The 23,043-nt window shown below is 49.4% G+C and carries 21 protein-coding genes; 13 read left to right on the top strand and 8 right to left on the bottom strand.

Annotation, left to right across the window (positions count from 1 at the left end):
• Positions 1 to 69 precede the first annotated feature (69 nt).
• From J7439_RS07845 to J7439_RS07800, 10 genes are all read left to right on the top strand, one after another.
• On the top strand, positions 70 to 741 hold the full coding sequence (locus J7439_RS07845) for a Bax inhibitor-1/YccA family protein (RefSeq protein ID WP_209201278.1): 672 nt from the start codon (positions 70 to 72) through the stop codon (positions 739 to 741).
• Between the two features lie 92 nt (positions 742 to 833).
• Positions 834 to 1,226 (top strand): sulfurtransferase complex subunit TusD, encoded by a 393-nt coding sequence (gene tusD / locus J7439_RS07840; protein WP_209201277.1) that lies wholly within the window; start codon positions 834 to 836, stop codon positions 1,224 to 1,226.
• Between the two features lies 1 nt (position 1,227).
• Positions 1,228 to 1,587, top strand: coding sequence for a sulfurtransferase complex subunit TusC (gene tusC, locus J7439_RS07835; protein WP_209201276.1), 360 nt, complete (start codon positions 1,228 to 1,230; stop codon positions 1,585 to 1,587).
• The gene (tusB, locus tag J7439_RS07830; RefSeq protein WP_209201275.1) at positions 1,587 to 1,868 is read left to right on the top strand and encodes a sulfurtransferase complex subunit TusB; all 282 of its coding nucleotides are present in this window, start codon (positions 1,587 to 1,589) and stop codon (positions 1,866 to 1,868) included. The genes tusC and tusB overlap by 1 nt, the downstream gene beginning before the upstream one ends.
• Positions 1,869 to 1,919: 51 nt before the next feature.
• Positions 1,920 to 3,998 carry a S9 family peptidase gene (locus tag J7439_RS07825; RefSeq protein WP_209201274.1) on the top strand — a complete coding sequence of 693 codons (2,079 nt, stop codon included), beginning with the start codon at positions 1,920 to 1,922 and terminating at the stop codon, positions 3,996 to 3,998.
• A 314-nt stretch (positions 3,999 to 4,312) separates the two neighbouring features.
• Positions 4,313 to 5,197 carry a hypothetical protein gene (locus J7439_RS07820; RefSeq protein ID WP_209201273.1) on the top strand — a complete coding sequence of 295 codons (885 nt, stop codon included), beginning with the start codon at positions 4,313 to 4,315 and terminating at the stop codon, positions 5,195 to 5,197.
• Positions 5,198 to 5,348: 151 nt separating this feature from the next.
• A complete protein-coding gene (locus J7439_RS07815; RefSeq protein WP_209274965.1) occupies positions 5,349 to 6,281 on the top strand; it encodes an SPFH domain-containing protein in 933 nt (310 codons plus the stop codon).
• Positions 6,281 to 6,730 carry an NfeD family protein gene (locus tag J7439_RS07810; RefSeq protein ID WP_209201271.1) on the top strand — a complete coding sequence of 150 codons (450 nt, stop codon included), beginning with the start codon at positions 6,281 to 6,283 and terminating at the stop codon, positions 6,728 to 6,730. The genes J7439_RS07815 and J7439_RS07810 overlap by 1 nt, the downstream gene beginning before the upstream one ends.
• Before the next feature lie 204 nt (positions 6,731 to 6,934).
• Positions 6,935 to 8,083: a Na/Pi symporter gene (locus J7439_RS07805; protein ID WP_209201270.1), complete on the top strand. Its 1,149-nt coding sequence runs from the start codon at positions 6,935 to 6,937 to the stop codon at positions 8,081 to 8,083.
• Between the two features lie 7 nt (positions 8,084 to 8,090).
• On the top strand, positions 8,091 to 8,363 hold the full coding sequence (locus J7439_RS07800; RefSeq protein WP_209201269.1) for a hypothetical protein: 273 nt from the start codon (positions 8,091 to 8,093) through the stop codon (positions 8,361 to 8,363).
• Between the two features lie 37 nt (positions 8,364 to 8,400).
• Here J7439_RS07800 and J7439_RS07795 read toward each other — a convergent pair whose 3' ends face one another.
• Positions 8,401 to 8,610 carry a hypothetical protein gene (locus J7439_RS07795; protein ID WP_209201268.1) on the bottom strand — a complete coding sequence of 70 codons (210 nt, stop codon included), beginning with the start codon at positions 8,608 to 8,610 and terminating at the stop codon, positions 8,401 to 8,403.
• A gap of 610 nt (positions 8,611 to 9,220) precedes the next feature.
• Between J7439_RS07795 and J7439_RS07790 the strand changes: the two genes are divergently transcribed.
• Complete coding sequence (locus J7439_RS07790; protein WP_209201267.1) at positions 9,221 to 11,425, top strand: glycoside hydrolase family 71/99 protein; 2,205 nt, start codon at positions 9,221 to 9,223, stop codon at positions 11,423 to 11,425.
• Positions 11,426 to 11,530: 105 nt separating this feature from the next.
• Here the strand turns inward: J7439_RS07790 and J7439_RS07785 are convergent, their stop codons facing one another.
• The 5 genes from J7439_RS07785 to J7439_RS07765 form a co-directional block, all read right to left on the bottom strand.
• A complete protein-coding gene (locus J7439_RS07785; RefSeq protein ID WP_209201266.1) occupies positions 11,531 to 11,845 on the bottom strand; it encodes an AzlD domain-containing protein in 315 nt (104 codons plus the stop codon).
• Entirely contained in the window at positions 11,845 to 12,570 is a 726-nt protein-coding gene (locus J7439_RS07780) for an AzlC family ABC transporter permease (RefSeq protein WP_209201265.1), read from the bottom strand. The genes J7439_RS07785 and J7439_RS07780 overlap by 1 nt, the downstream gene beginning before the upstream one ends.
• A gap of 358 nt (positions 12,571 to 12,928) precedes the next feature.
• A complete protein-coding gene (locus tag J7439_RS07775) occupies positions 12,929 to 13,609 on the bottom strand; it encodes a hypothetical protein (RefSeq protein ID WP_209201264.1) in 681 nt (226 codons plus the stop codon).
• Between the two features lie 146 nt (positions 13,610 to 13,755).
• The gene (locus tag J7439_RS07770) at positions 13,756 to 14,865 is read right to left on the bottom strand and encodes a hypothetical protein (RefSeq protein ID WP_209201263.1); all 1,110 of its coding nucleotides are present in this window, start codon (positions 14,863 to 14,865) and stop codon (positions 13,756 to 13,758) included.
• A 122-nt stretch (positions 14,866 to 14,987) separates the two neighbouring features.
• On the bottom strand, positions 14,988 to 15,305 hold the full coding sequence (locus tag J7439_RS07765) for a hypothetical protein (protein WP_209201262.1): 318 nt from the start codon (positions 15,303 to 15,305) through the stop codon (positions 14,988 to 14,990).
• A 129-nt stretch (positions 15,306 to 15,434) separates the two neighbouring features.
• On the opposite strand from J7439_RS07765, the gene J7439_RS07760 reads away from it, so the two are divergent.
• The gene (locus tag J7439_RS07760; RefSeq protein WP_209201261.1) at positions 15,435 to 16,103 is read left to right on the top strand and encodes an RraA family protein; all 669 of its coding nucleotides are present in this window, start codon (positions 15,435 to 15,437) and stop codon (positions 16,101 to 16,103) included.
• Positions 16,104 to 16,230: 127 nt separating this feature from the next.
• On the opposite strand, the gene J7439_RS07755 is transcribed toward J7439_RS07760, so the two are convergent.
• A complete protein-coding gene (locus J7439_RS07755) occupies positions 16,231 to 17,553 on the bottom strand; it encodes an MATE family efflux transporter (RefSeq protein ID WP_209201260.1) in 1,323 nt (440 codons plus the stop codon).
• Between the two features lie 81 nt (positions 17,554 to 17,634).
• On the opposite strand from J7439_RS07755, the gene J7439_RS07750 reads away from it, so the two are divergent.
• On the top strand, positions 17,635 to 19,239 hold the full coding sequence (locus J7439_RS07750; protein WP_209201259.1) for a hypothetical protein: 1,605 nt from the start codon (positions 17,635 to 17,637) through the stop codon (positions 19,237 to 19,239).
• A 45-nt stretch (positions 19,240 to 19,284) separates the two neighbouring features.
• Here J7439_RS07750 and metH read toward each other — a convergent pair whose 3' ends face one another.
• The gene (metH, locus tag J7439_RS07745) at positions 19,285 to 22,992 is read right to left on the bottom strand and encodes a methionine synthase (protein WP_209201297.1); all 3,708 of its coding nucleotides are present in this window, start codon (positions 22,990 to 22,992) and stop codon (positions 19,285 to 19,287) included.
• Between the last annotated feature and the right edge of the window lie 51 nt (positions 22,993 to 23,043).

Raw genomic sequence — 23,043 nt, 5'->3', positions numbered from 1 at the left:
AAACTATAGCCCCAGTAAATTGGTCTGATATAATGACTGGTATTACATCTATATAGAGGAATGACAAAGATGGATCGCAAACCCGTAATGACCGCTGCTTCTACCAGCCTGGGTGCAGGCGTTGAAATCAACAAGGTTCTGCGCAATACCTATATGCTGCTGGGTATGACTCTGCTATTCAGTGCTGTCACCGCCGGCGTTGCCATGGCTCTGCAGATCAGCCAGATGACGGCACTGGTTCTCTCTCTGGTCGGTTTTGGCCTGCTGTTCGTGGTTAACAAGACCGCTGATTCTGCCAAGGGTATTGTCGCTGTTTTTGCCTTTACCGGTGTGCTGGGTGCCGCCCTGGGGCCAATGCTTAACCATTACCTGGGTATGGCCAATGGTCCATCCCTGATCATGCAGGCCCTGGGTGGAACAGCCGTGGTGTTCTTTGCGCTCTCTGGCTATGTTTTGACCACTCGCAAAGATTTTTCCTTTATGGGTGGTTTCCTGATGGTTGGCCTGATTGTTGCTGTGGTCGCCAGTATTGCCCTGATCTTCTTTAATATCCCTGCTGCCAGCATGGCACTGTCTGCCCTGATTGTGCTGCTGATGTCCGGTTTTATTCTGTTTGACACCAGCCGTATTATCCACGGTGGTGAGACTAACTATATCCGTGCCACTGTTTCCCTTTACCTGGATATTTATAACCTGTTCACTGCGCTGCTCCACCTGCTGGGTGCCAGTAGTGACGACTGATGTGTGATTTTGCTTTTAACGGGCCCCGCCATTTGGTGGGGCTTTTTTTGTTTGGCTTGGCTATTTTTTTCTGTTAACGCAAGGTTATTGTTATGAAGTTTGCACTGGCCGTGTATGGTGCTCCGGCCAACAGTCAGGCACCACAAAGTGCCTTGCACTTTGCCCGGGCTGTGGTGGACCAGGGGCACGAGATTGTCCGGTTATTTTTTTATCAGGATGGGGTGAACACGGCGACCGCCATTGCCCAGCCACCTCAGGATGAGTCCAACCTCCCTGAAGAGTGGCAGCAGTTTATCCAGGCGCACAATCTGGATGCTGTGGTTTGTATTGCTGCGGCATTAAGGCGGGGTATTGTGGATCAGGCAGAATCTGACCGTTATGAACTGCCGGGTCATAATCTCCGCAAGGGCTATGAGCTTTCCGGCCTGGGGCAGTTGCTTGATGGCGCACTGATGGCCGATCGCTTGATCACTTTTGGAGCCTGAGATGAGTCATTCTGTGTGTGTTATTTCCAGCCGGGCTCCTTACAGTGGGCAGTCGGCCCGTGAGGCACTTGATACGGCACTGGTATCCGCTTCTTATGATATTGAGACCAGTCTTTTACTGATGGGCGATGGGGTCTATCAGTTATTGCAAGGGCAGGAGGCCGGTGACATTCCCCGTAAGAATCTTGCCGCCATGCTTCAGGTACTGCCGCTATATGGCATAGAGACCATTTATGTGGATCAGCTGTCACTGGAGGAACGGGGTATCCGTTCTGATGCGCTTCAGGAAGGGGTGACAGTGCTTGCCGAGGGTGAGCTGCCTCTGTTTATCCAACAGCATTCCAGGGTGTTTATTTTCTGATGAGTACGCTGCATACCGTTAATAAGCCGGGTCAGGCAATGGCACTCTGTGTTCGTGCTGTTGTCAGCGGCGATTCTGTGTTGTTGATTGAAGACGCTGTTTATGAACTGCTGTCACCGGCAAGCCGGTTGGATGCTTTACCGGATGGCTGCTCTGTTTATGTGCTGGATATTGATGCGAGGGCTCGCGGGGTGGCGGTGTCTGCGCCGTTTGAAGTCATCAACTATGATCGCTTTGTTTTATTATGTGTTGATCATGAGAAAGTGCTGTCATGGTTTTAATTTATATTATCCAATCATATTTTATTATGTTTACTGACTGAGGAAATCCCTTTGAAAGCACCGGTCGCTCAAAAAATTCCACACTCCATTATTCAGCACAACCAGACCCGTATCGATGAATACCATTGGTTGCGGGATGAGCACTGGCAAAAGATTGTGGCAGGCGATCTGGATTTTAAAAACCCGGAGGTGCTGGCCTATCTTAACGCTGAAAGTGATTATAAAGATGCCCAAATGAAAGACAGCAAGGTCGTTCAGGAGCAGCTTTATCAGGAAATTCTGTCCCGGATAAAAGAAGACTATCAGTCCTGGCCCGTTAAAAAGGGCGATTTTCTCTATTATTACCGGGAAGAGAAGGGGAAGAACTATCCCATTCTCTGTCGTCGTCATGGCTCGATGGATCTGCCTGAAGTGGTTTATATGGACGTTAACAAAGAGGCGGATGGCAAGGACCTCTACATGTTTGGCCCGTCCATCACCAACCGGGCAAATACCTTTCTTGCTTATGGTTATAATCTCACCGGCTCCATGGAGCGAAGCATTCGGGTTCGGAATCTGGTGACCGGGCAGGACAGTGACTGGACCTTCCATAACAGTACCGGCTCCATACTCTGGATAGATGATGAGCACCTTCTGGTGGTTGAGCGTGATGAGCAGGCACGTGGTAAGCATGTCTATAAAATCAATATCCATCAGGGACCGGAAAAGAAAGCGCTGGTGTTCTCCAAACCTGATGAATTTGACGGGATGTTTCTTTCGCTGGCGGAAACCACAGACCGTGAATACGTTATGGTGTATCTCAACAGCGGCTCCAGTCAGGTGGTTTATGTTTCTTCCCGCGCCGCGATAGATTTCCGTCTGTTTGCCCATGGCACTGATGATGTGGTGTTTAACCTCGATCACTATAAAGATGACTTCTATATTCTCACCAATCTTAATGGTGCCAATAACTTCCAGCTGTATAAAACATCGGTAAACCAGTGGGAGCAGAAACATTGGGAGCTGATCCAGGCCGAAAGTGACACCATTAGCCTTACCGATATTCATTTCTACAATCATTACCTGATTATTGAGCAGAAAAATAACGAAAAAGCGCTGGATGAGCTGGTGGTACAGGATATGGTGTCCGGTACCCGGCAGAGGGTATCCATGCCTGATGAAGCCTATGAACTGGATTTTTCCGGTGACTGGGATCATAACGCTACAATGGTTCGTCTGGATTACTCCTCACCGGTTATGCCCAGTACCGTTCTTGAGCTGAATTTGAAGACCGTTCAAACCAGAGCGGTCTATACCCGGGAAACGCCCAACTTTGAACCGGAAAAATATGAAGTTAAGCGGGAGTATGCCACCGCCCGGGACGGTGAACGTATTCCGATAACCATTATTCATAACAAAGGTCTGGTAAAGGATGGCTCCCATCGCGCCCTGGTTTACGGTTATGGTTCCTATGGTTATGGCATGACCGCTGGTTTTTCATCAAAGCTCTTCAGCCTGGTGGATCGTGGTTTTGTTTATGCAACGGCTCATATTCGTGGCGGTGATGAAAAGGGCTATCAGTGGTATCTCAATGGCAAAATGCGTCATAAGATGAATACCTTCAATGACTTTATTGATGCCACGGAGTACCTGGTCAAACAGGGTTATACCGATAAAGGGCAGATTGCCATTAATGGTGGCAGTGCCGGTGGGCTGTTAATGGGCGCAGTGACCAACCTGCGTCCGGATCTGTTTGGTTGTGTGGTGGCCGATGTGCCTTTTGTTGATGTTATTAACACCATCAGTGATGCATCCCTGCCATTGACACCACCGGAATGGGAAGAGTGGGGCAACCCGGTCACCAGTGCCGACGACTTTGATTACATTATGCAGTACTCGCCTTATGACAATGTGCAGGCCAGGGATTACCCTCCGATGTTGTTTAACTCCGGGATATCCGATGAGCAGGTTACTTACTGGGAACCGGCCAAAATGGTAGCACGCTTAAGGGCGTTAAAAACCGACGATAACCTGCTGCTACTGAACATGAATATGCACGCAGGCCATGCCGGTGCCAGCAAGCGTTATGAGTGGATTGATGAAGAAGCGTTTAACTATGCCTTTATCCTCAAGTGTTTTGTCTTGAAGTAGCGTTGATCGACAGATTTATTATGTGAAAAATACACCATATGGTCGCTGGCCTTTTGATCATACACTCCCCGCCTTTTCGGGCTGTCTCTTGGTCAGATCTCCACACCCTTTGTCATCCGGTAGGTGTGGAGACGGTCTTGCAGTTTCGCTCAGCCCCCCAGACAACTGACCATCCAAGTTGTAATTCGGGGGGGATATTCATACCCAAACAGGCTTTTAACCCACTACTGAATAAATATTAGATAGAGTATTTCAGGGATGAACTTTTATAAGAAAGAATGGTCTTAAGGTAAATTCAATAATTCTGTAATTCAATGTATAGACCTACTATCTTTGCGCAATTAAATGCAGCTTCTGGTCATTTATCCTGTTTTCAGGATACTCCTTTTTCTAAATCCCACGCATCAGGTGTGGCCTTCTCCCGTGACATTATAGACGCTGCTGTTATTCTATGTGCTATGCGTGCTGATGAAACTACTAAAAAGTACCTTCAGCAATCTACGGTGCCTTTTCACAATCCAGTTGATGATACCCGGCTGGGAAAAAGGTCGATAGCAAGCGTTAATAATAAAGAAGATCAATTATTTTACTCACCAGTCAGAATAGAATCGTTAAACAATGATCATGCCCACACATATATTCCTGAAAATCAGCGTTTTCTGATCCAGCCTGCTACAGATACAGGTCAATCAACCCCGCAAATTTCATCCGTTGTCAATAACAACCAGAATGACCCCGATTACGCCGAGCGCAAAAAGGAACACCGAAGGGCACGCCGAAGGGAGCGCTACCAGAATGATCCCGTTTACGCAGAACGCGAGAGGGAGCGCCGGAGGATGCTTCGCAAAGATCCCGTTTACGCCAAGCGCATAAGAGAACGCGCTAGGGAGCGCGAGAGGGAGCGCTATCAGAATGACCCCGATTACGTCGAGCGCAAAAAGGAACGCCAGAGGGCGCTCCGAAGGGAACGCTACCGGAATGATCCCGCTTACGCAGCGCGTGAAAGGGCGCGCATAAGGGGGCTCCAAAGGAAACGCTACCAGAATGACCCCGCTTACGCAGAGCGCAGAAGGGAACTCATAAGGAGGCACCGAAGGGAGCGCTACCAGAATAATACCGTTTACGCAGAGCGCGAAAGGGACGCCAAAGGAAGTGTCACAAAAACACACAATAAACAAGCCGCGACTTTCAAATCATAGGCCAAAAATATGATGATTAACTCTTTTTCAGGCCTGATTGTTACCGGCTATTGGCAATTTTGTTTGAGACCAGGATGCAGTCATGGCTTATGAGATGACATAAGTCGGACTTCGCGTCAGAATAAATAAATTCAGTAAACAGGAGCCTTCTATGGGTATGGAAATCACAGCAATTGTGTTTGTTGTCCTTATTGCTGTTCTTATATCAACTGGTGTACGAATTGTCCCTCAGGGGTATAACTACACCGTCGAGCGATTTGGCAAATACACCAGTACGTTAACACCCGGGCTGCATGTGATTGTGCCGGTGATTGATACGGTTGGTAAGAAAATGAACATGATGGAGCAGGTTCTGGACATCCCGCCCCAGGAGGTGATCAGTGCCGATAACGCTCAGGTTACCACGGATGCGGTCTGTTTCTACCTGGTCCAGGATGCGGTCAAAGCCTCTTATGAGGTGAACGATCTTGATCGTGCCATGAAAAACCTGGTAATGACCAATATCCGGGCGGTATTAGGGTCCATGGAACTGGATGAAATGCTGTCCAACCGGGATCGGATTAATGAACGCCTGCTGATAAAAGTGGATGAAGCCACCGATCCCTGGGGCTTGAAGGTGACCCGTATTGAGTTGCGTGATATTGCCCCGCCTGCGGACCTGGTGGAAGCCATGGCCAGGCAGATGAAGGCTGAGCGGGATAAACGTGCCCAGATCCTTGAGGCGGAAGGTGCCCGCGAAGCGGCCATTAAAGTAGCCGAGGGTGAAAAGCAGGCGCAGATCCTCAAGGCGGAAGGTGAGCTTGAAGCCGCCAGGCGGGAAGCGGAAGCCCGGGAACGTCTGGCAGAAGCCGAGGCGGTGGCAACGTCTATGGTGTCCAGGGCGATTGCCGAAGGTGATCATCGGGCAATTAACTATTTTGTTGCCCAGAAATACGTAGAAGCCCTGAAGGATGTTGCGTCTGCAGAGAATAATAAAGTGATCATGATGCCTCTGGAGGCTGGTAGTCTGATTGGCTCAATCGCCGGTATCAAGGAGCTGGTGGGAGAGGCCACTCTTAAAAAGGGAAGTGAGAAGGAGGCCTGATGGATATTGCTATTACCCTGGAACCCTGGCACTGGTTGATTCTGCTCTTTATGCTTCTGGGCGCAGAGGCCCTGGGTGCGGGTGGTTTCCTGCTGGGCAGTGCCGCTGCTGCTGCGGTTGTCGCTTTGTGGCTCTGGCTGGTGCCTGATATAAGCTGGCCCATTCAGCTGGTGATGTTTGGTACCGGCAGTTTGTTGCTCTCACTGGCATACTGGAAGCTGTTCCGTAAAGTGAATAACAAGAGTGACAGCCCCGAATTAAATAATCGGGCATCGCAGTTAATAGGCCGGACCATTGTACTTGAGCATGACTTGCCAGCAGGGCAGAGTAAACTTGCCATTGGCGATACACTCTGGAAGGTGGAATCGGACAGATCTGTCGCCAAAGGGAGCAAAGTCTCGGTAACGGGCAATCAGGGGATGATGCTGCTGGTCAGAGAGCTGGTCTGATTATTTGACACTGGAATGTTGGAATAACCGACACTGGCTTTCTTGTTTCAATTCTCTCCGGGACAGGCTTGAGACTCCTTTACAGTTTCTTTATGCTTGTCCCCCTTCAATGGAACAATCGTTTTTTCGGTAATCCAGTTTGATGCCGTGACATCCAGTGTTATTTCTGGATAGTCGAGTTTATTCACCTTGCAGGATGTTCAAATGCAACCCAGTTATACCGCCGAGTCGACGCAACCGAAAGGTCAGATTATTCAGTGGCTATTAGTGGCGCTGATGATCTACCTATTGCTGGTCGCTGTCGGGATGATCGGTTCCGGCTTTAAATGGGCTTCTGGTGGCGCTGAAGGTGCCCGTCAGTTATTTGCTTTTGCCACCAACCCGGTGATGGGCCTGGTGGCAGGTGCACTGGCAACCGCAGTGGTTCAGTCATCCAGTACCGTGACATCGGTGATTGTTGGCCTTGTTGCCGGAGGTCTTCCGGTTGCCACCGCTATTCCGATGATTATGGGTGCCAATATTGGTACCACTGTGACCAATACACTGGTCAGTATGGGCCATATCGGTAAGAAAAAAGAGTTTCGTCGTGCGTTTTCCGCAGCTACCGTTCATGACTTTTTCAATCTGATGGCGGTTATGATTTTTCTCCCGCTGGAGATCATGACGGGGTTCCTGGCCAAGTCGTCTGACTTTCTGGCCGGACTGCTGGTGGGCGGCGACTCTGTCAGTATCAAAGGTTTGAACTTTGTTAAGGTGCTTACAGGGCCTGCTGTAGACCTGTTCAAGGGAGCCTATGGCTCTTTGCCGGACCTGTGGGCCGGTGTCTGCCTGGCGTTGACAGGGCTGGCCTTTATTTTTATCTCCATTATCTATCTTGGCAAACTGCTCAAGCATCTGATGGTGGGTAAAGCCAAGCAGATTCTGCACAAAGCCATTGGGCGGGGGCCTGCTACGGGTATTTTCTCAGGTATGATGATGACCATTGCCGTGCAATCATCCTCGACCTGTACCAGTCTGATCGTACCTCTTGCCGGGAATGGTATTTTCAAGCTCAGGGAGGTGTATCCATTTACCCTGGGAGCCAATATCGGCACTACGATCACGGCCTTGCTGGCGGCAACAGCCGTCCAGGGAGCCATGGGATTCTTTGCCCTGCAGATAGCACTTGTCCATCTGTTGTTTAATGTGTCAGCCGTACTGTTGATTTACATTGTTCCATTCCTTCGCAATATACCTCCAACGGTTGCCCGTCGTTTTGCCCAGGCGGCCAGCCGGAAGAAATGGATGGTGTTGGCCTATGTGGTAGGTGTCTTTTTCATTCTACCTGCTATCCTGATCGCGATCACTGCCTGAGGAGGACATGATGACAACACTCAAGGAATACAAGGCTCACAAGAAGGAGTTGAAGGCTCAAATCAAAGAGGTCAAGGCAACCCTGAAACGCCTTGAACAAGAGCTGGAGGCTGAGCGGCAGGATATGCAGCATGAAGAAGTCGATCATCTTGATGAGTACCTGGACAAGGCAGAGCCACACCTGGTGGATGTGAAAAAGCTGGGTGTTTCGGCCATTGAAGACTTTAAAAAGTCAGTGTCGAATCTGGTGAGTTCAATTACAGGCTCCGGTAAAAAGTAGCGGGGCATGCCAATAGCCGTGAAAATAAAGCCAGTGGTTATTTGCTGGCTTTATTTTTGACCTGATCAATAACACCTGCCAGACCCTGACGTTGACCCAGGGTGATTTCAAACCAGGTATCATTCCCGTAGCGTGGGAATTCGTAGCGCAGATAGTAGCCATCCTGGTATACCGATAAATCAAAGCTTCTGGCCAGAACTCCGGTAGTAAGAAGAATAAGAAATAACACTGAAAGTAATTTATACATAGGCGTTCCCCCGAAAAAGTCCCATCCTTGAATACTTCGCAATCAGTCTAGCACATGGTTTCTTGTGAATTTAACTGGGGCTGAATGTCATGGAATTCAGAAGGGGAGCAATATCAACGCATAGATCTCTGTAAGGATTACTCATCTGTCACCTCGGGAATTTGAACCTTAATCTCTCAATCATTGACTGTGATGAAGAATATGACCGACAAAACAAGAAAATGTTCAATAAAACTTTCCCTCTTTCCCTCGCGGGCAATAAAAGACGTAGCACCTGATTGACAGCAAAGCACAATGGTACGGATTAGTTTTCAATTGATGATTGGTGCTTTCAATGACTTGAAGATGGTCATTATTTCACTATACGACAACTTAAATATAAAAGGCCGATCTTGAGCATTAGAGTTTCGTCGTTTATGACATTCCGATGCAAAAATAAGGCAGAAATCGTCAATATCGTAGCATAAACTGTTGATAGGAAGCTTCGGCCATCTGTTTATGGTTTGGTATCAAAAAGATTATCAAACGACAGTGAACTTACTGTTGTTTATTAGCGCCAAATTCCAGTTATTTAACCGGTATCTGATATCAATGAGGAACGATGATTATTATGATTAACGATCACTCACCTATAAATAAAACACTGTTTCACACCCCTGAATTGCCTTCTTACACTAATCAGCTCAACACAAATGCGTCTTTCCACTCAAAAGCACCCACCGCTTTTAACCGTAGTTTTGAACAACACGATATTGATGAGCCTTATCTCGGTAAAATGGACGACGAATTCTGTGACGATCTGAACCATTTGGACGACATTGAATTTTGCAGCAAATACCTCAATGTCCAGCCCACGAAAACGGCAAGCCTTTTTGATCGGGTGATACAGATGCTCAAAGAACGCATCTCTCCTTACCTGCGGGAAAAAAGGGCACTGCCTGATCCACCGGACAAAATCCCCCAGGCAGACGATCAATTATCCTCGGCTGCTCAGAAAAAATCCCTGTCCTGCCAGCACGAGGCTGACAATAAATCCATCATGGTGTTAGCTGATTACCACACCAATAAACAGATCCAGTCTATCCATCGAGAAGTTAATTGCAGGCATCCCCACAGCATCACCAGGACGCATATTGTTAACAATGGCTATGAGCTGCGAAACCCGGATAACTCTGCCCCCTGCGACACCGCTTCAGGCCGCCCGGGTTTTGGTGCCGGGGCAAGGCCCCTGGTGGGAGGCAGTCCCATCGATAACCTGCATTATTACGAATGGCAACTATTGACCGCCAGAATTGCGGGACTCGATGGCTTTGTCGTGGAGTGGGGCTTTCCAGCACGGCAGACGTCAGCGGACAAGGCAATCGTGAATATGAAAACGGTGCTGGCTGACAAGAATCATGGCAATGAGTTTGCCCTGGTACCACTCTGGATTCCCCAGTGGACTGTCAGGCCCAGCGTCAATCTCAAACCCGAACAGAAAGAGGCCCAATTCAGGGAAAAACTGGAGGAGATGATCCAGCGCTACTATCAGGATGAACACTGTATTCACCATCGGGGCGATCCGTTGCTCTTTATGTTGAACTTCTGGGGCAAGGTTAGATCGGATCTGACCCTGAATCAGAAAGAGCTGGAACGGTTCTTCAAGAACAATCCGGAGCTGGCCAAAGTCCGGCTGGTTTATAGCATGACCGGCAGGAGTGCATGGCGAGCGGCAACCGTAAAACAGGTCGTCAGTAATTTCCCATGGGTGGTACCCAGAAGACGGGTAGCAAAAGACAGCGACAATCCATTCATTGCCAACAATTTTGCCAGATACGGTACCCATAAGGATATCCGTCATTACATCAATAATCTGGATGACAGGCATCAAAGGAGCCAGACTCATCTCGGCATCAAGACAATGTCGGTATATCCGGGCGTTGATACCCGGGGAGCGCCCTGGAGCCCCTGTGACTCCTATATGCCAGAGACAGAAAATGGTCAGGATACCTATGAATTAAGCTGGAACCAGGTCCGCAAGAAAAAAACCGACCTGGTGCTCGTCGAAACGTTCAATGATTTCTCTGAAGGTACCCATATTGAACCCACACCGTCTGATCTGGGGCAACGGGTAGTCACCACGGCAAAACAGGTCTGCCTGTTGAAGGGGCAGACGGCTGAGCAATGCAATGCCATTGCAAACCGGGCACCGAAACTGATTCAGCATGCTGCAAGGTTGTACGACGCCAGGATGATGATGGACAAACTGACGCATGTGCTCGATGGAAAAAGCCTGACCAAAGCAACCAAGAGCCTGAATCTCTGGGCCAACTCGTTATTCAGCAAAAAATTCCAAAAAATTGATCGGCATGCAGCCCGGTTTGATCAGGAATTCCGCAGGCTGCCTTTCGATACCCTGGTAACCGTTATGAATCGGGAAAAGAAAAACTTGCCAACGCTTCAGCGACTGGGTGGCCAGTTATTGTTTGAGCTGGTTTCAGCACCGATCCAAAACACGGAACATTATTTTTACGAAGCTGAGGTGAAGCTGCATATCAAGACAGAAGATGGCCTGCCATCCAAAATCACTCTGTCAGCAAAGGATTACGATAAAAATTCTGGGGACTGGAAATATGAGAAGATCGCAGAAATATATACACCCTATGATCAGCTGGAATCGACCATCACCATCCCCATGACCGCCTACACGGGCAAGCTCCATGGTGAACTGATGGAAGCTTACGCCATAAGGCACCCCCCATCCAGATGCACAGTGGAACTATTGGAGATCAGAATCAAAACCCATCATCGACCAGAAGACCGAACAGAGGACTGAAGCTGAGTCCACTTGCAGGATTCATTCACTGCTGAAATTCCCGCCCCCGAGTGTGAGAATTTTTGATCCTTCAAGAGGGGTTCTGTTAGAGCAACGTTTCCGCATCTATAGTAAATGTCTTAAAGCCAGAAATGACAGCATACCCAGGATGACGGTCAGTAATGTGTTCCTGGTCATCAGGGCAAGAAACACTACGATAATGCCGGCAATCAGGTAATGGTTGCCCATGGACAGGCTGAGCTGATCTTCACGAATAAAGACAATCGGTGCCGCAATGGCGGTCAGTACGGCGGGTGCGGAAAAACTCAATACCTGCTGAACCGTTTCACTGAGTTTGAGGGGTAACCATGGCTCCATCAGCAGGAAACGGCTGCCAAAAACCAGGGCCGCGACGATGAACAGAATAACCCAGGTATCCATTAGCTTTCTCCTCTGTCAGTGGCTTTGGCACAGGCAAAACCAGCCACCATGGCCAGGGGGGCTGAGATCAGCAGGCCGACCTGAATCTGCATTACCTCACAAATGGCCGATGTCACCAGCGCAGTGAGCACACAGACCAGTACCGGGGCATTTTTGATGCTCGGGATAACAAGGGCGATGAATGTGGCGGCAATGGCGAAATCCAATCCGAGGGCATCAAGATTTTCAAAGCTCGCGCCAGCGATGATGCCGCCAAGGGTGGCAAGATTCCAGCCCAGGTAAAAGCATAGCCCGCCACCCAGTGCGTACCAGCGGTCAAAGCGTTTCAGCTGACCGGGGTTGGCAATGGCGAACAGTTCATCGGTTAACAGGAAACCAAGGGCGAGACGCCATCTGAGAGGCAGCGGGCTGACGTTCTTCCGCATCACCATGGAGTAAAGGAAGTGGCGGGAGGTAATAAGCAGGGCTGAAATCAGAATACTGCCCAAACCCACTCCGGCCTGGATCATACCCATAATGGCCAGCTGAACGGCACCGGCGAAAATAATGCCTGACAGTGCCTGACTCTGAACCGGGTCAAAACCCGACTCAATAGCCAGAGATCCGGTCAGGATACCCCAGGGCAGGACCGCAACAGTCAGCGGAATAATGGCTGCGGCACCCTTGAAAAAAGCCCTGACTTTTTCATCGTTGCTTGAGTGGTGAACAATTTCAGCCTGAGACATACAACACACTTCCTTAACAATTCATCCTCTTAACTGAAGATTCTGGAATATTACAATCTTGAACAGTTTAGACATTCGGCAAGAAGAATAGTTTGTGATGGTTGTAAAAAAGTCCATTCAAGGTGCGCAATGCCGTGGCACGGTAACCACTGTTTTCACTCTTGTGCGCCAGAGCAGGAGCATCGTACAAAAAACATCACCAGAGATGCAAGCCACAGGCCACCCGCAGTGAGCGTTGATTCTGGCGTCAGCAGTTGCCTCCAACAGGCAGATAAGCCCTTGAATAAAGGGAAAAGTTTTCTAACAATTCAGTGGAGAATGCTCGGTCAGCCTCCCGGGAGGCTGACCGGGAATAGACTCAAACCATCGAAGAGGGAGGAATATTATTGGCCGGGCGGAAGCCATATTGACGCCAGACTTTATCGGGGGCACCGGCAGCGGTCAACAGCTGTTGACATTCAGCACGCCGGGGCTCAAGAAAAGCTCTTAATATGCCAATCCGCATATATTTTTCAGAGCGCATGTGGCGGTTGTTGACACGCTCTTCTTCCAGCGACTCCAACTCTTTTGCCGCCTGCCGGTAATCATGCAGAAAGCGCTGTTCCGGCGAACGCCAGAGGTAGGCTGCTGAGCGCACCAGCCCTTTGGTGACACCATAGCCTGCCAACATGACCATGCCCCCGACAGTCCCCAGTAATGCCCCCACCACCGCCGCTGGTGCGCAAATAGAGAGTGACGGTACCAGGGTAACCATGGAGAGACCCCCGGTCAGCGAAGCCATCAGCAAGACGCCGGATGTCAGCCCCACCAGACCACCCAACAGGCCACTGAGCAGCAGTCGCCGGGTGGTTACGCTGTCATTAACTGCCCTGATGACATTAGCACCAATGATTTTTATGGCTGATGCCAGTTTTTTTAATCGGGAGGGCGATTGTTCATTGACAAGATTGTAATCGCTCACCTTAATAGTGCGCTTTTCCAAGGGAACCTGGGCAATGTCGGTAAAATTATCCTGGGGAGTGGTTAAAGGCGGTACCACAACGACGCTGCCTGGCGAGTCAGTTGAAACTTGATCCGGGGGAAGCAAAGGCCCTTGGAAAGGGGGTAATACCTGTTGTGAGTCAAGATGAGGTAAGGTCATCGGTCTATCCCTGTTATGTTTTTATTACATATCAGTCTAGACATTCAGGGAATACCTGCTGCGGTGGCATTCCATACCAGCTCCCGGTCAAAATGAAGTCCATCAACGGAATAGGACAATATGGCCCGATACTGTTCCCCGGCGACAAAACCTTTAATCGGAAAAACAGCGTGGAGATAACCATCATGGCGATAGTAATTTTTAGAGGCGACTTCCTGCCACGAGCCATCGAGCATCAACTTCTGCAGCTCTAGTTCCCTGTAAAAATAAGAAAGTGGCCGATCAGCAATAAACATAAAACGTCCACGGCCAATACTGCTATTCAGGCCGACAACTCCCCCTGGTTCAGGATACACCGAAAAATGTGGCTCAACCTGATCATGCCCCTTGAACCTTGCCCAGTAGTAATCCCATACCCTCGCAACCCTGATCCCGGTATAATTGATGCCGCCAATGCCGTCCCGGTAGTTCTGCCGGAGCCATGGGTATAACCGGCTGTCCATAAGATTACTGAACGGATTGACCAGCTGCCGCTCCCAAACGGCTGCTGCCACAATATTACCCTGTCCCTCTTCAATGTGGCTACGTTGCACTTTCGATTTCAGCAGTGGTTTCAGTGCCTGATAAACCACATCCAGCGGTGATACCGCAGTAGGATGCACATCGTAGGCCCCCTGATAATCGTACAGGGCGTATTTGTCGACGATGGTATCCTTGGACGTGGCCATATGATCCCCCCCACGCCCATCCACCTGGTCGGATAAACTCATCAATAAATTGTCATAAATTTCATCCTCAACGCCATGAGCCACCATACCCATAAAATGGGAAACCAGTTTTTTACACTCTGCCAGCTGCAGCTTTTCAGGAGGGCAGGTTTTCTGGACTTGGGAGAAATAGGAGCGATGGAATTTCGACCAGTGGCTGATCTCGGCATAAGGATAACCATTCAGGTAACCACCGTCCGGTAGGCCAGAACCAATCACCCACTGTGCCTTGTACTCTTGCAGGATACTCCTCAACGCCGGGTCAGAGACCAACTCAACGGCCTTTTTGCTCATCTGGATATGGACGCTGTGACCGGCACTGAAAGCCTTGGCCGCCAGGCAGAGACCGACCAGCAGGACCCATCTGACCCGTGAAAATCTGTTCATGGGAACGCTCCTCAATATCGACTTATTAGTTGTCGTTATTATCGGTCGATGGAGTGTAACGTTGATCGCTTCTCGCTCCTGAAGGAACGGAATTCCTGCGCGAGTATTTTTGCTACACCAGACTATTCCGATTTGGCTTCGGTGCTTTCCATTTTCTTATTCATGGCCTGTCGTGCAGATTCAAATTTGACAAATTTTCGACCCGAATTTCCAAATGCTTCTTTTGCCGCTTTCATCTTTTTCAGGCGTTCCTGTGTGAACTGTAAATCCTCGGGAATGCTATAATCATTGGCCTCTTTGTAAGTATCGTCTTCCTGTTGGTCAGACAGGCTGGCTTTATTGATCAGTTCATCAATTTCTGTACTGAGTTCGGCTTCTCTGCTTTTCAGACTGCCATAGCTCATTGCCTTATGCTTATCCTTGAGCTTTGACTGTGACATTTGTCATAAGGCAGTTTGATTTTGATGCTTATGATCACTTAAGCCTCCTGTGTTGGTGATCTGACAGCACTTACCGGCAGAGTCTGGTGGTCAGGTCAGCTGTATAACCGGGTATACCTGAGGTTCCCCATGGAGTTAAACGAAATTCGTTCCCGCCTGGCTGATTTGAAAACAGCCCATCTTGCTGATGCTGACCAGCGTCTGAGAGTGATGAACTCGGCAATAAGACCGCTTCAGACGGGGCTTAAGTTGATTGGATCGGCCTATACCGTGAACTGTCATAATGATTTTCTCACGGTGATCAAGTCAATTCAGGAGGCCCGGTCCGGGGATGTTATTGTTATTGAGACTCAGGGCAGTGTATTAGCCGTGGCAGGGGAGCTGTTATCAACGGAAGCGATGCAAAAAGGGGTTGCCGGCTTTGTTATTGACGGGGCCTTTCGTGATACGGCATCGGTAAGAGCAATGAATTTCCCGGTTTATGCACACACGTTTACCCCAATGTCAGGCACGTCAAAACGGATATTTCATACCCGGGAGGTTGTTGAGTGTGGCGGTGTAGAGGTTCGTCCGGGTGAGATTATCTTCGGTGATGATGATGGGGTACTGGTTTTATCTTTGGAAGAAGCAACACGTTTGATTCCTGTCGCTGAAGAGATTAAGGCCAGAGATGAACGGGTGCTTGCCAGGCTTCAGGAGGGGGTTTCACTGTATGACCTGATCAATTTCGATGAACACTGGCAAAAAATAGAGGCCGGTGAAAAAAGCGAACTGACATTTACGGTTGACCAGGGGTGAAGTGCAGCCTGGCCATAGCTCGCTTCAAGGCGGAATGTTGCCTGAGCGGCTTGCTGCTGGTTGGAACACTGCAGCTATGAATCCAATGTAATGGATGAGTTGCTGTTTAATCGGGAAAATGGCTTCCTTAAACCTGTATCTTACTCCAGCGCCGTGAGCGCCAGACAACCAGGAAGCTGACCGAGGTAATCATTCTCTGCAGTATGGGTACTGACCAGACTGCGGTAAGGCCAAACCCCAGGACAGGGCCTATAAGCCAGCACAGCGGTAACAGAATCAACCACTGTGCAACAAATCGGATATAGAGCACCGTTCGGTTGGCACCTGCTCCCAGTAAAGCCTGAACAAAGACCAGGGAGGGCGCATCCAGAACAATGCCTATGCCGGTTAACTGCATCGGGGTTGAGCCCATTGCCAGTAGTGAAGGGTCATGAAGAAAGAGCGACAGCACAGCCTCAGGGGTAAAAATCAACGGCAGGCTCAGTACCAGTAACACGGCGCTGGCTGTATACATGACTTCCTGCCCCCAGCGCCAGGCAACCTCTGGTTCCCGGGCTCCAAGACTCTGGCTGACCAGGGTATTGGCCGCCATGCCCAGACCCAGACCCGGCAGTATCAGCATCAAAGAGGTATTCATCAACACATGGGCGATGGCCATTTCACGGATACCTAATTGGGCAACAATGGCAAACAGCATCATCATGCCAAGGGCAAACAGGGTCTGCTGCAGGGAGTCAGGAATCGCCAGAAGAACCAGGCGCTTTAAGGCCGGCCAATTTCTCCAGTGCGTCAGGAATCCGAATTTTCTGGCTCGCTTATTCAGCATCCGGAAATTAAGCAAGGCTCCCAGGTACATGGACAGCAAGGTTCCCAGGGCCGCTCCCTGCACGCCCAGGGCAGGCAGGCCAAGCTTTCCGTAGATCAGGATAAAGCTGAAGATCACATTGCAAATATGGGTGCAGACCAGCAGTTTCAGAAAACCGTTTGGCTCACCAATGCCGTTCCAGAAACCTCGAAATGAGAGGTTCATGGCGGCTGCGGTAAGGGCCATGACCCGAATCTGAAAATAGTCCGTTGCGTCCCCTTTAAAGGTGGGAGATCCCTGATCAAATAACGCCAGCAACCAGGGGGAAGTGATGACCAGGATAATACTGACTGGCATGGCAAAGCAGAAGGCAATGATCAGTCCATGATTGGTTGGCATGGCACATTCATCAAAACGGCCTGCACCAACACGGCGGGCAACCTGAGCCTGGACAGCCGCTGAAAGGCCGGTCATCAACGATAGCGCTACAAAGTTCGCATAGCTGCCAGCACCCACAGCGGCAAGGGCACCTTCTCCCAGGGGACCCACCAGTGCGGCATCAACAAGGTTGATCATGCTCTGGGAGAGCATGGCCAGCATGATGGGTACGCCTAACTGAAAAATGGTGGCAAGCCTTTGCTTCATTAAGCTAAATATCTCCAGCATTTATGAACTATCGGGCAAAAAAAAGTCCAATAAAAAACCGTACAGAAACCTGAAATTATTATGAACATAACATCATCAAAACCGCTATGTGTACAGGATTTACAAGAAGCCATTGCCGATGTTGCCAATAAACCATTGGTCACCAGTCATTTTGAACGCAAAAACACGGTATCCTTGTTCAGATCTATACAAGACAGAACGATCACTGGCATTAGAATATCAGGGTCTGTGGCCGATAATCTGCTGTTTTTATCAACACTTGAAAGCCGACAACTATTAACCACTACTGAGGCCATGGCATTGTCACGGGCTGTTTTCAATGGAGAGTGCATTATTAGCCCGGAACAGTGCGAGTTTCCCCTGAGTATTAACCTGTTAAGATGGCTCAGTGGGTTCCTGCGGATTATGGAGCGATCGCCGTTAGTGAAAATGGCCGTTGAGAAAATTATCATTGATGCTCCGGTTCATTCAGCCGTTGATTTTTTAATGGCTGAAATGCCGGATGAAAATAAGGATAACGTGGAAGATTTCCTCAAAAAAAATGTTATGACTAGTATGTTGAAGTCACACAGCCAAATGAAGTCGGTGAAGGACCAGTGTGATAAATATATCTCTGAAAATCAAAGCTCAATGACTGATGAAGCAAAGAAGCTCTATCTCTATGGGCTATTGTTACCCTTTCGGGATGATCGGGAAGAAGATACTCAAAGTTCTTTATTAGCACGGAAGCAGTTTTTCCAACGTAGTTTTTCCTTCCATGACGAACATATGATTGAATGTATTAATCAACTTGATGAGGATATCCAATACTCAACATGTATGCATGAACGAATTGATCGACTGGGTATCAACAAAGTTTTAATACTGAAAAAAGAATTCTGTGAATTGGTAAGATCGGTCGCATTCCAGCGCTTGCCTGATGAGAATATCCCCTGTCTGGATGATATGGAATTAAACAAACTATTTGACACAAGAGCACTGCTGGATACAAGTTATGCAGAGTTTAGAAAATTCCAGACTGTTGTAAGTATACGTAGTAATAAAAGGCCGATTGTTCCAATGGCCCTGGCAGAAAAGGATTTACAACATTTGTACATTAACTACATGGGCATTCATCTTGAATTAGATTTAGGCGATAAAAGGCGGGCTAATCTGGTGGATTTTATTGGCGTCAATAGTAAATGTTATTCAGCGTTGGGTTCCCGGTTCAATAGTATTAATAAGTATATAGGGGATGTTTACAATAATAGACATGTTAAGCTTTGCTATATAGCATTTCAAGACTGGTTCAGGGGTCATACAGCCACAAATTTAGAAGCTCTGAGTTGCTTTCATCAATTGTGGCGTGATGATTATTCAAAAATGGATGATATAAAATGGTTTATATCAATAATCGCCCGGGCTGGATTGAAACCGGGTAATTGTGTCTGGTTCTCTGATAACCCGTCGTTGATCTGCCCTGAGTGTCTTTTTTCAGAAAATCTCAAAAAAGTCGAAAAGTCCGGGCTGAGTGACATGCCAGAAACAATCAGGCAATTCGCATTAGAGCTGTTACATCTGTTACAACATCACAGGGAACGTGATTGTCATTTGGCCCAGAGTATAGATCCTCAACGTTTGTGGAATGAAAAGTATGAGGGCAAACTGCCCTCGGGTTACGTTTGAGACTTTGTAATGTGCAATTTATTTTGGCAATACTCCTTACCAGGTCTAACTGGCTAGATTGGGGCGAAGCCAGCGTTCCGCTTCTGCTAAAGACCAGCCTTTACGCTCAGCGTATACTTCCAACTGATCTTTATCGATTTTACCCAGGCCGAAATATTTTGCTTTAGGATGGGAGAAATACCAGCCACTGACACTGGCCGCAGGCATCATGGCAAAGTGTTCAGTGAGTGACACGCCGGCATTTTCTTCACCGTTCAACAGAGCGAACAATGCCGTTTTCTCGGTATGGTCCGGGCAGGCCGGGTAGCCCGGTGCTGGACGAATACCGGCGTATTTCTCCCTGATCAGCTCTTCATTACTGAGCTGCTCATTGGAGGCATAGCCCCAGTACTCTTTCCGTACTTTTTCATGCATACATTCCGCAAACGCTTCGGCAAAACGGTCGGCCAGTGCTTTCACCATAATGCTGTTGTAGTCATCACCGGCTTGTTCATATTGCCTGGCCAGTTGGTCTGCACCGATACCTGCGGTCACCACAAAACCGCCCACATAATCTGACAGACCGGACGATTTTGGGGCCACAAAGTCAGACAGGCTGTAATTGGGCTTATCCTCCGGTTTTGGTGCCTGCTGGCGGAGGTGGTGCAGGGTTGTTTTGATGTCGCTTCTTTTTTCATCCTGATAGATGGCCAGGTCATCGTGATTGACCTGGTTGGCGGGCCAGAAACCAATGGCTGCCCGGGCACGGATCAACTTTTCGTTGACCAGTTTATCCAGCATCTGCCGTGCATCGTGATACAGGCTGGTGGCTGCTTCGCCGACCACTTCATCTTTCAGAATGGCGGGAAACTTACCGGCCAGATCCCAGGTCATAAAGAACGGAGTCCAGTCGATGTAATTGACCAATTCCTCCAGCGGGAAGTCATCGAACACTTTAACGCCGGTAAATGTCGGAACCGGTGGCTGGTATCGGGACCAGTCCGGTCTGAAGGCGTTATCCAGGGCTTCCTGATACGTGAGGAGTGCCCGTTTGCTGCCCCGTTTCCCGTGACGAATCCGGATTTTTTCATACTCGGAGCGGGTCTCTGCCACCAGGGCGGGCTTTAATGAATCACTCATCAGCCGGGTTGAAATCCCCACACTGCGGGAGGCATCGGTGACATAGATGGCCAGATCATCCCGGAACTGCGGCTCAATTTTCACCGCAGTATGGGCCCGTGATGTGGTCGCTCCACCAATCATCAATGGGCGTTTAATACCCTGACGTTGCATTTCTCTGGCTACATAAACCATTTCATCCAGTGATGGGGTGATCAGACCGCTAAGCCCGATAATATCAACGTCTTCTTCCACTGCGGTTTTCAGAATGGTTTCGCAGGGAACCATCACCCCAAGGTCAATAACCTCAAAGTTGTTACAGGCCAGAACGACACCGACAATGTTTTTACCAATGTCGTGTACATCACCTTTTACCGTTGCCAGCAAAATCTTGCCATTGGATCGCGCGCTCTCGCCTTTCTCTTCCTCGATAAAAGGGACAAGGTGAGCAACCGCCTGTTTCATCACCCGGGCACTCTTCACCACCTGGGGCAGAAACATTTTACCTTCACCAAACAGGTCACCCACCACGTTCATGCCATCCATCAGTGGGCCCTCAATCACCTCAATAGGGCGGCTGGCGGCCAGTCTTGCCGCTTCAGTATCGTCAACAATCCAGGTGGTAATGCCTTTGACCAGCGCATGTTCCAGCCGTTTGTTAACAGGCCATTCCCGCCAGGCCAGATCTTCCTCTTTTTTGCCGGAAGAACCACCTTCCCGGTACTGATCAGCAATGGCCAGCAGCGCTTCAGTCCCATTCGCTGAGCGGTTGAGGATGACGTCTTCAACCTTGTCTTTCAGCTCTGGGGGAATTTCTTCATAGATCTCCAGCTGTCCGGCATTAACAATGCCCATGGTCAGTCCGGCCTTGATGGCGTGGTAGAGAAAGACCCCATGAATGGCTTCCCGAACCGGGTTGTTCCCCCGGAAAGAGAAAGAGACATTACTGACCCCACCGGAACTCATGGCGTGGGGCAGATTCTCGCGAATGTATTGAACCGCATTGATGAAATCCACCGCATAATTATTGTGCTCATCAATACCGGTGGCCACGGCAAAAATATTGGGGTCAAAAATAATGTCCTGGGGCGGGAAGCCGACGTCATTGACCAGAATGTCGTACGACCGCTGACATATTTCTATTTTCCTGGCTTCGGTATCCGCCTGACCCTGCTCATCAAAGGCCATCACCACAACGGCGGCCCCATAATTGCGGCAAAGACGGGCCTGACGGCGGAAGATATCTTCACCTTCCTTCAGGCTGATGGAATTGACAATGCCCTTGCCCTGAATGCATTGCAGCCCGGCTTCGATGACCTCCCACTTGGAGGAGTCCACCATGATCGGGACCCGGGAAATATCCGGTTCAGAGGCCACCAGATTCAGGAATGTAGTCATGGCACGTTTGGCATCCAGCATCCCTTCATCCATGTTGATGTCGATAATCTGGGCACCGTTTTCCACCTGGTCACGGGCAACATCCAGGGCAGTATCGTAATCCTCTTCAATAATTAAACGTTTGAAGCGGGCGGAACCAGTGACGTTACAGCGCTCACCGACATTGACGAACAATGAGTCCCGATCAATGGTAAATGGCTCCAGACCACTTAAACGACAGGCCACCGGAATGGCTGGCATGGCTCGTTGGGGAATATCTGCAACCTTGTCGGCAATGGCTTTAATGTGTGCCGGTGTGGTACCACAGCAGCCACCAATAATATTGACCAGACCGGAGTGGGCAAACCCGGCAACAATCTCTGCCATCTCATCGGGGCTCTGGTCATATTCACCAAACGCGTTGGGAAGACCTGCATTGGGGTGAGCACTGGTCCAGGTGCCTGCGCAGTTGGACAGTTCTTCAAGATACGGGCGTAACTCACTGGCACCCAGGGCACAATTCAGACCAACGGACAGTGGCCGGGCGTGTTCTATCGAATTCCAGAAGGCTTCTGTCGTTTGACCCGACAGGGTGCGACCGGAAGCATCGGTGATGGTGCCGGAAATCATGATCGGCAAGGCAAAGCCCAGCTGGTCGAACAGGTCTCGCACCGCATAGATGGCCGCTTTGGCGTTCAAGGTGTCAAAAATGGTCTCTATCAGCAGGATATCAGCGCCGCCTTCAATCAATGCTTTGGCGGCCTGCTGATAGGCGTTCACCAGTTCGTTGAAACTGGTATTTCTGTAGCCGGGATTGTTGACATCGGGGGAGATGGAAGCGGTTCTGTTGGTTGGGCCAAGAACACCAGCCACAAAACGGGGTTTATCCGGGTTGGCCCGGGTGAATTCATCGGCCACTTCCCGGGCAAGTCGGGCTGCCTGGTGATTAATTTCCGGTACCAGATCTTCCATCTGGTAATCTGCCATGGCGATGGTGGTGGCATTAAAGGTGTTGGTTTCCAGAATGTCGGCACCGGCTTCAAGATACTCACGGTGGATCTGTTGAATAATGTCCGGACGGGTCAATACCAGAAGATCATTGTTGCCTTTCACATCGCAGGCATGGCTGGCAAAGCGTTCGCCACGGTAGTCCGCTTCTTCCAGCTTATAGTCCTGAATCATGGTGCCCATGGCACCATCAAGGATCAGAATGCGTTTTTCCAGCAGTTGTGTCAGGTCAGAGAGGGCTTTTTTTTGGTGTGGTGTAGCTTGCAGCATGGATAGCAGACCAGTGTTATTTTTTCTAGCGGGCATAGTACCAGAACTTGG

The sequence above is a fragment of the Salinisphaera sp. G21_0 genome (assembly GCF_017744115.1).
Classification (GTDB): domain Bacteria; phylum Pseudomonadota; class Gammaproteobacteria; order Pseudomonadales; family Endozoicomonadaceae; genus Endozoicomonas.
The sequence above is the reverse complement of the archived record's forward strand: the minus strand, read 5'-3'. Positions and strand labels throughout refer to the sequence as shown.

Coding starts and splice junctions, on each gene's coding strand:
- J7439_RS07845 (WP_209201278.1), top strand. CDS start 70: ATGGATCGCAAACCCGTAATGACCGCTGCTTCTACCAGCCTGGGTGCA.
- tusD (WP_209201277.1), top strand. CDS start 834: ATGAAGTTTGCACTGGCCGTGTATGGTGCTCCGGCCAACAGTCAGGCA.
- tusC (WP_209201276.1), top strand. CDS start 1,228: ATGAGTCATTCTGTGTGTGTTATTTCCAGCCGGGCTCCTTACAGTGGG.
- tusB (WP_209201275.1), top strand. CDS start 1,587: ATGAGTACGCTGCATACCGTTAATAAGCCGGGTCAGGCAATGGCACTC.
- J7439_RS07820 (WP_209201273.1), top strand. CDS start 4,313: ATGTATAGACCTACTATCTTTGCGCAATTAAATGCAGCTTCTGGTCAT.
- J7439_RS07815 (WP_209274965.1), top strand. CDS start 5,349: ATGGGTATGGAAATCACAGCAATTGTGTTTGTTGTCCTTATTGCTGTT.
- J7439_RS07810 (WP_209201271.1), top strand. CDS start 6,281: ATGGATATTGCTATTACCCTGGAACCCTGGCACTGGTTGATTCTGCTC.
- J7439_RS07805 (WP_209201270.1), top strand. CDS start 6,935: ATGCAACCCAGTTATACCGCCGAGTCGACGCAACCGAAAGGTCAGATT.
- J7439_RS07800 (WP_209201269.1), top strand. CDS start 8,091: ATGATGACAACACTCAAGGAATACAAGGCTCACAAGAAGGAGTTGAAG.
- J7439_RS07795 (WP_209201268.1), bottom strand. CDS start 8,610: ATGTATAAATTACTTTCAGTGTTATTTCTTATTCTTCTTACTACCGGA.
- J7439_RS07790 (WP_209201267.1), top strand. CDS start 9,221: ATGATTAACGATCACTCACCTATAAATAAAACACTGTTTCACACCCCT.
- J7439_RS07785 (WP_209201266.1), bottom strand. CDS start 11,845: ATGGATACCTGGGTTATTCTGTTCATCGTCGCGGCCCTGGTTTTTGGC.
- J7439_RS07780 (WP_209201265.1), bottom strand. CDS start 12,570: ATGTCTCAGGCTGAAATTGTTCACCACTCAAGCAACGATGAAAAAGTC.
- J7439_RS07770 (WP_209201263.1), bottom strand. CDS start 14,865: ATGAACAGATTTTCACGGGTCAGATGGGTCCTGCTGGTCGGTCTCTGC.
- J7439_RS07765 (WP_209201262.1), bottom strand. CDS start 15,305: ATGTCACAGTCAAAGCTCAAGGATAAGCATAAGGCAATGAGCTATGGC.
- J7439_RS07760 (WP_209201261.1), top strand. CDS start 15,435: ATGGAGTTAAACGAAATTCGTTCCCGCCTGGCTGATTTGAAAACAGCC.
- J7439_RS07755 (WP_209201260.1), bottom strand. CDS start 17,553: ATGAAGCAAAGGCTTGCCACCATTTTTCAGTTAGGCGTACCCATCATG.
- J7439_RS07750 (WP_209201259.1), top strand. CDS start 17,635: ATGAACATAACATCATCAAAACCGCTATGTGTACAGGATTTACAAGAA.
- metH (WP_209201297.1), bottom strand. CDS start 22,992: ATGCTGCAAGCTACACCACACCAAAAAAAAGCCCTCTCTGACCTGACA.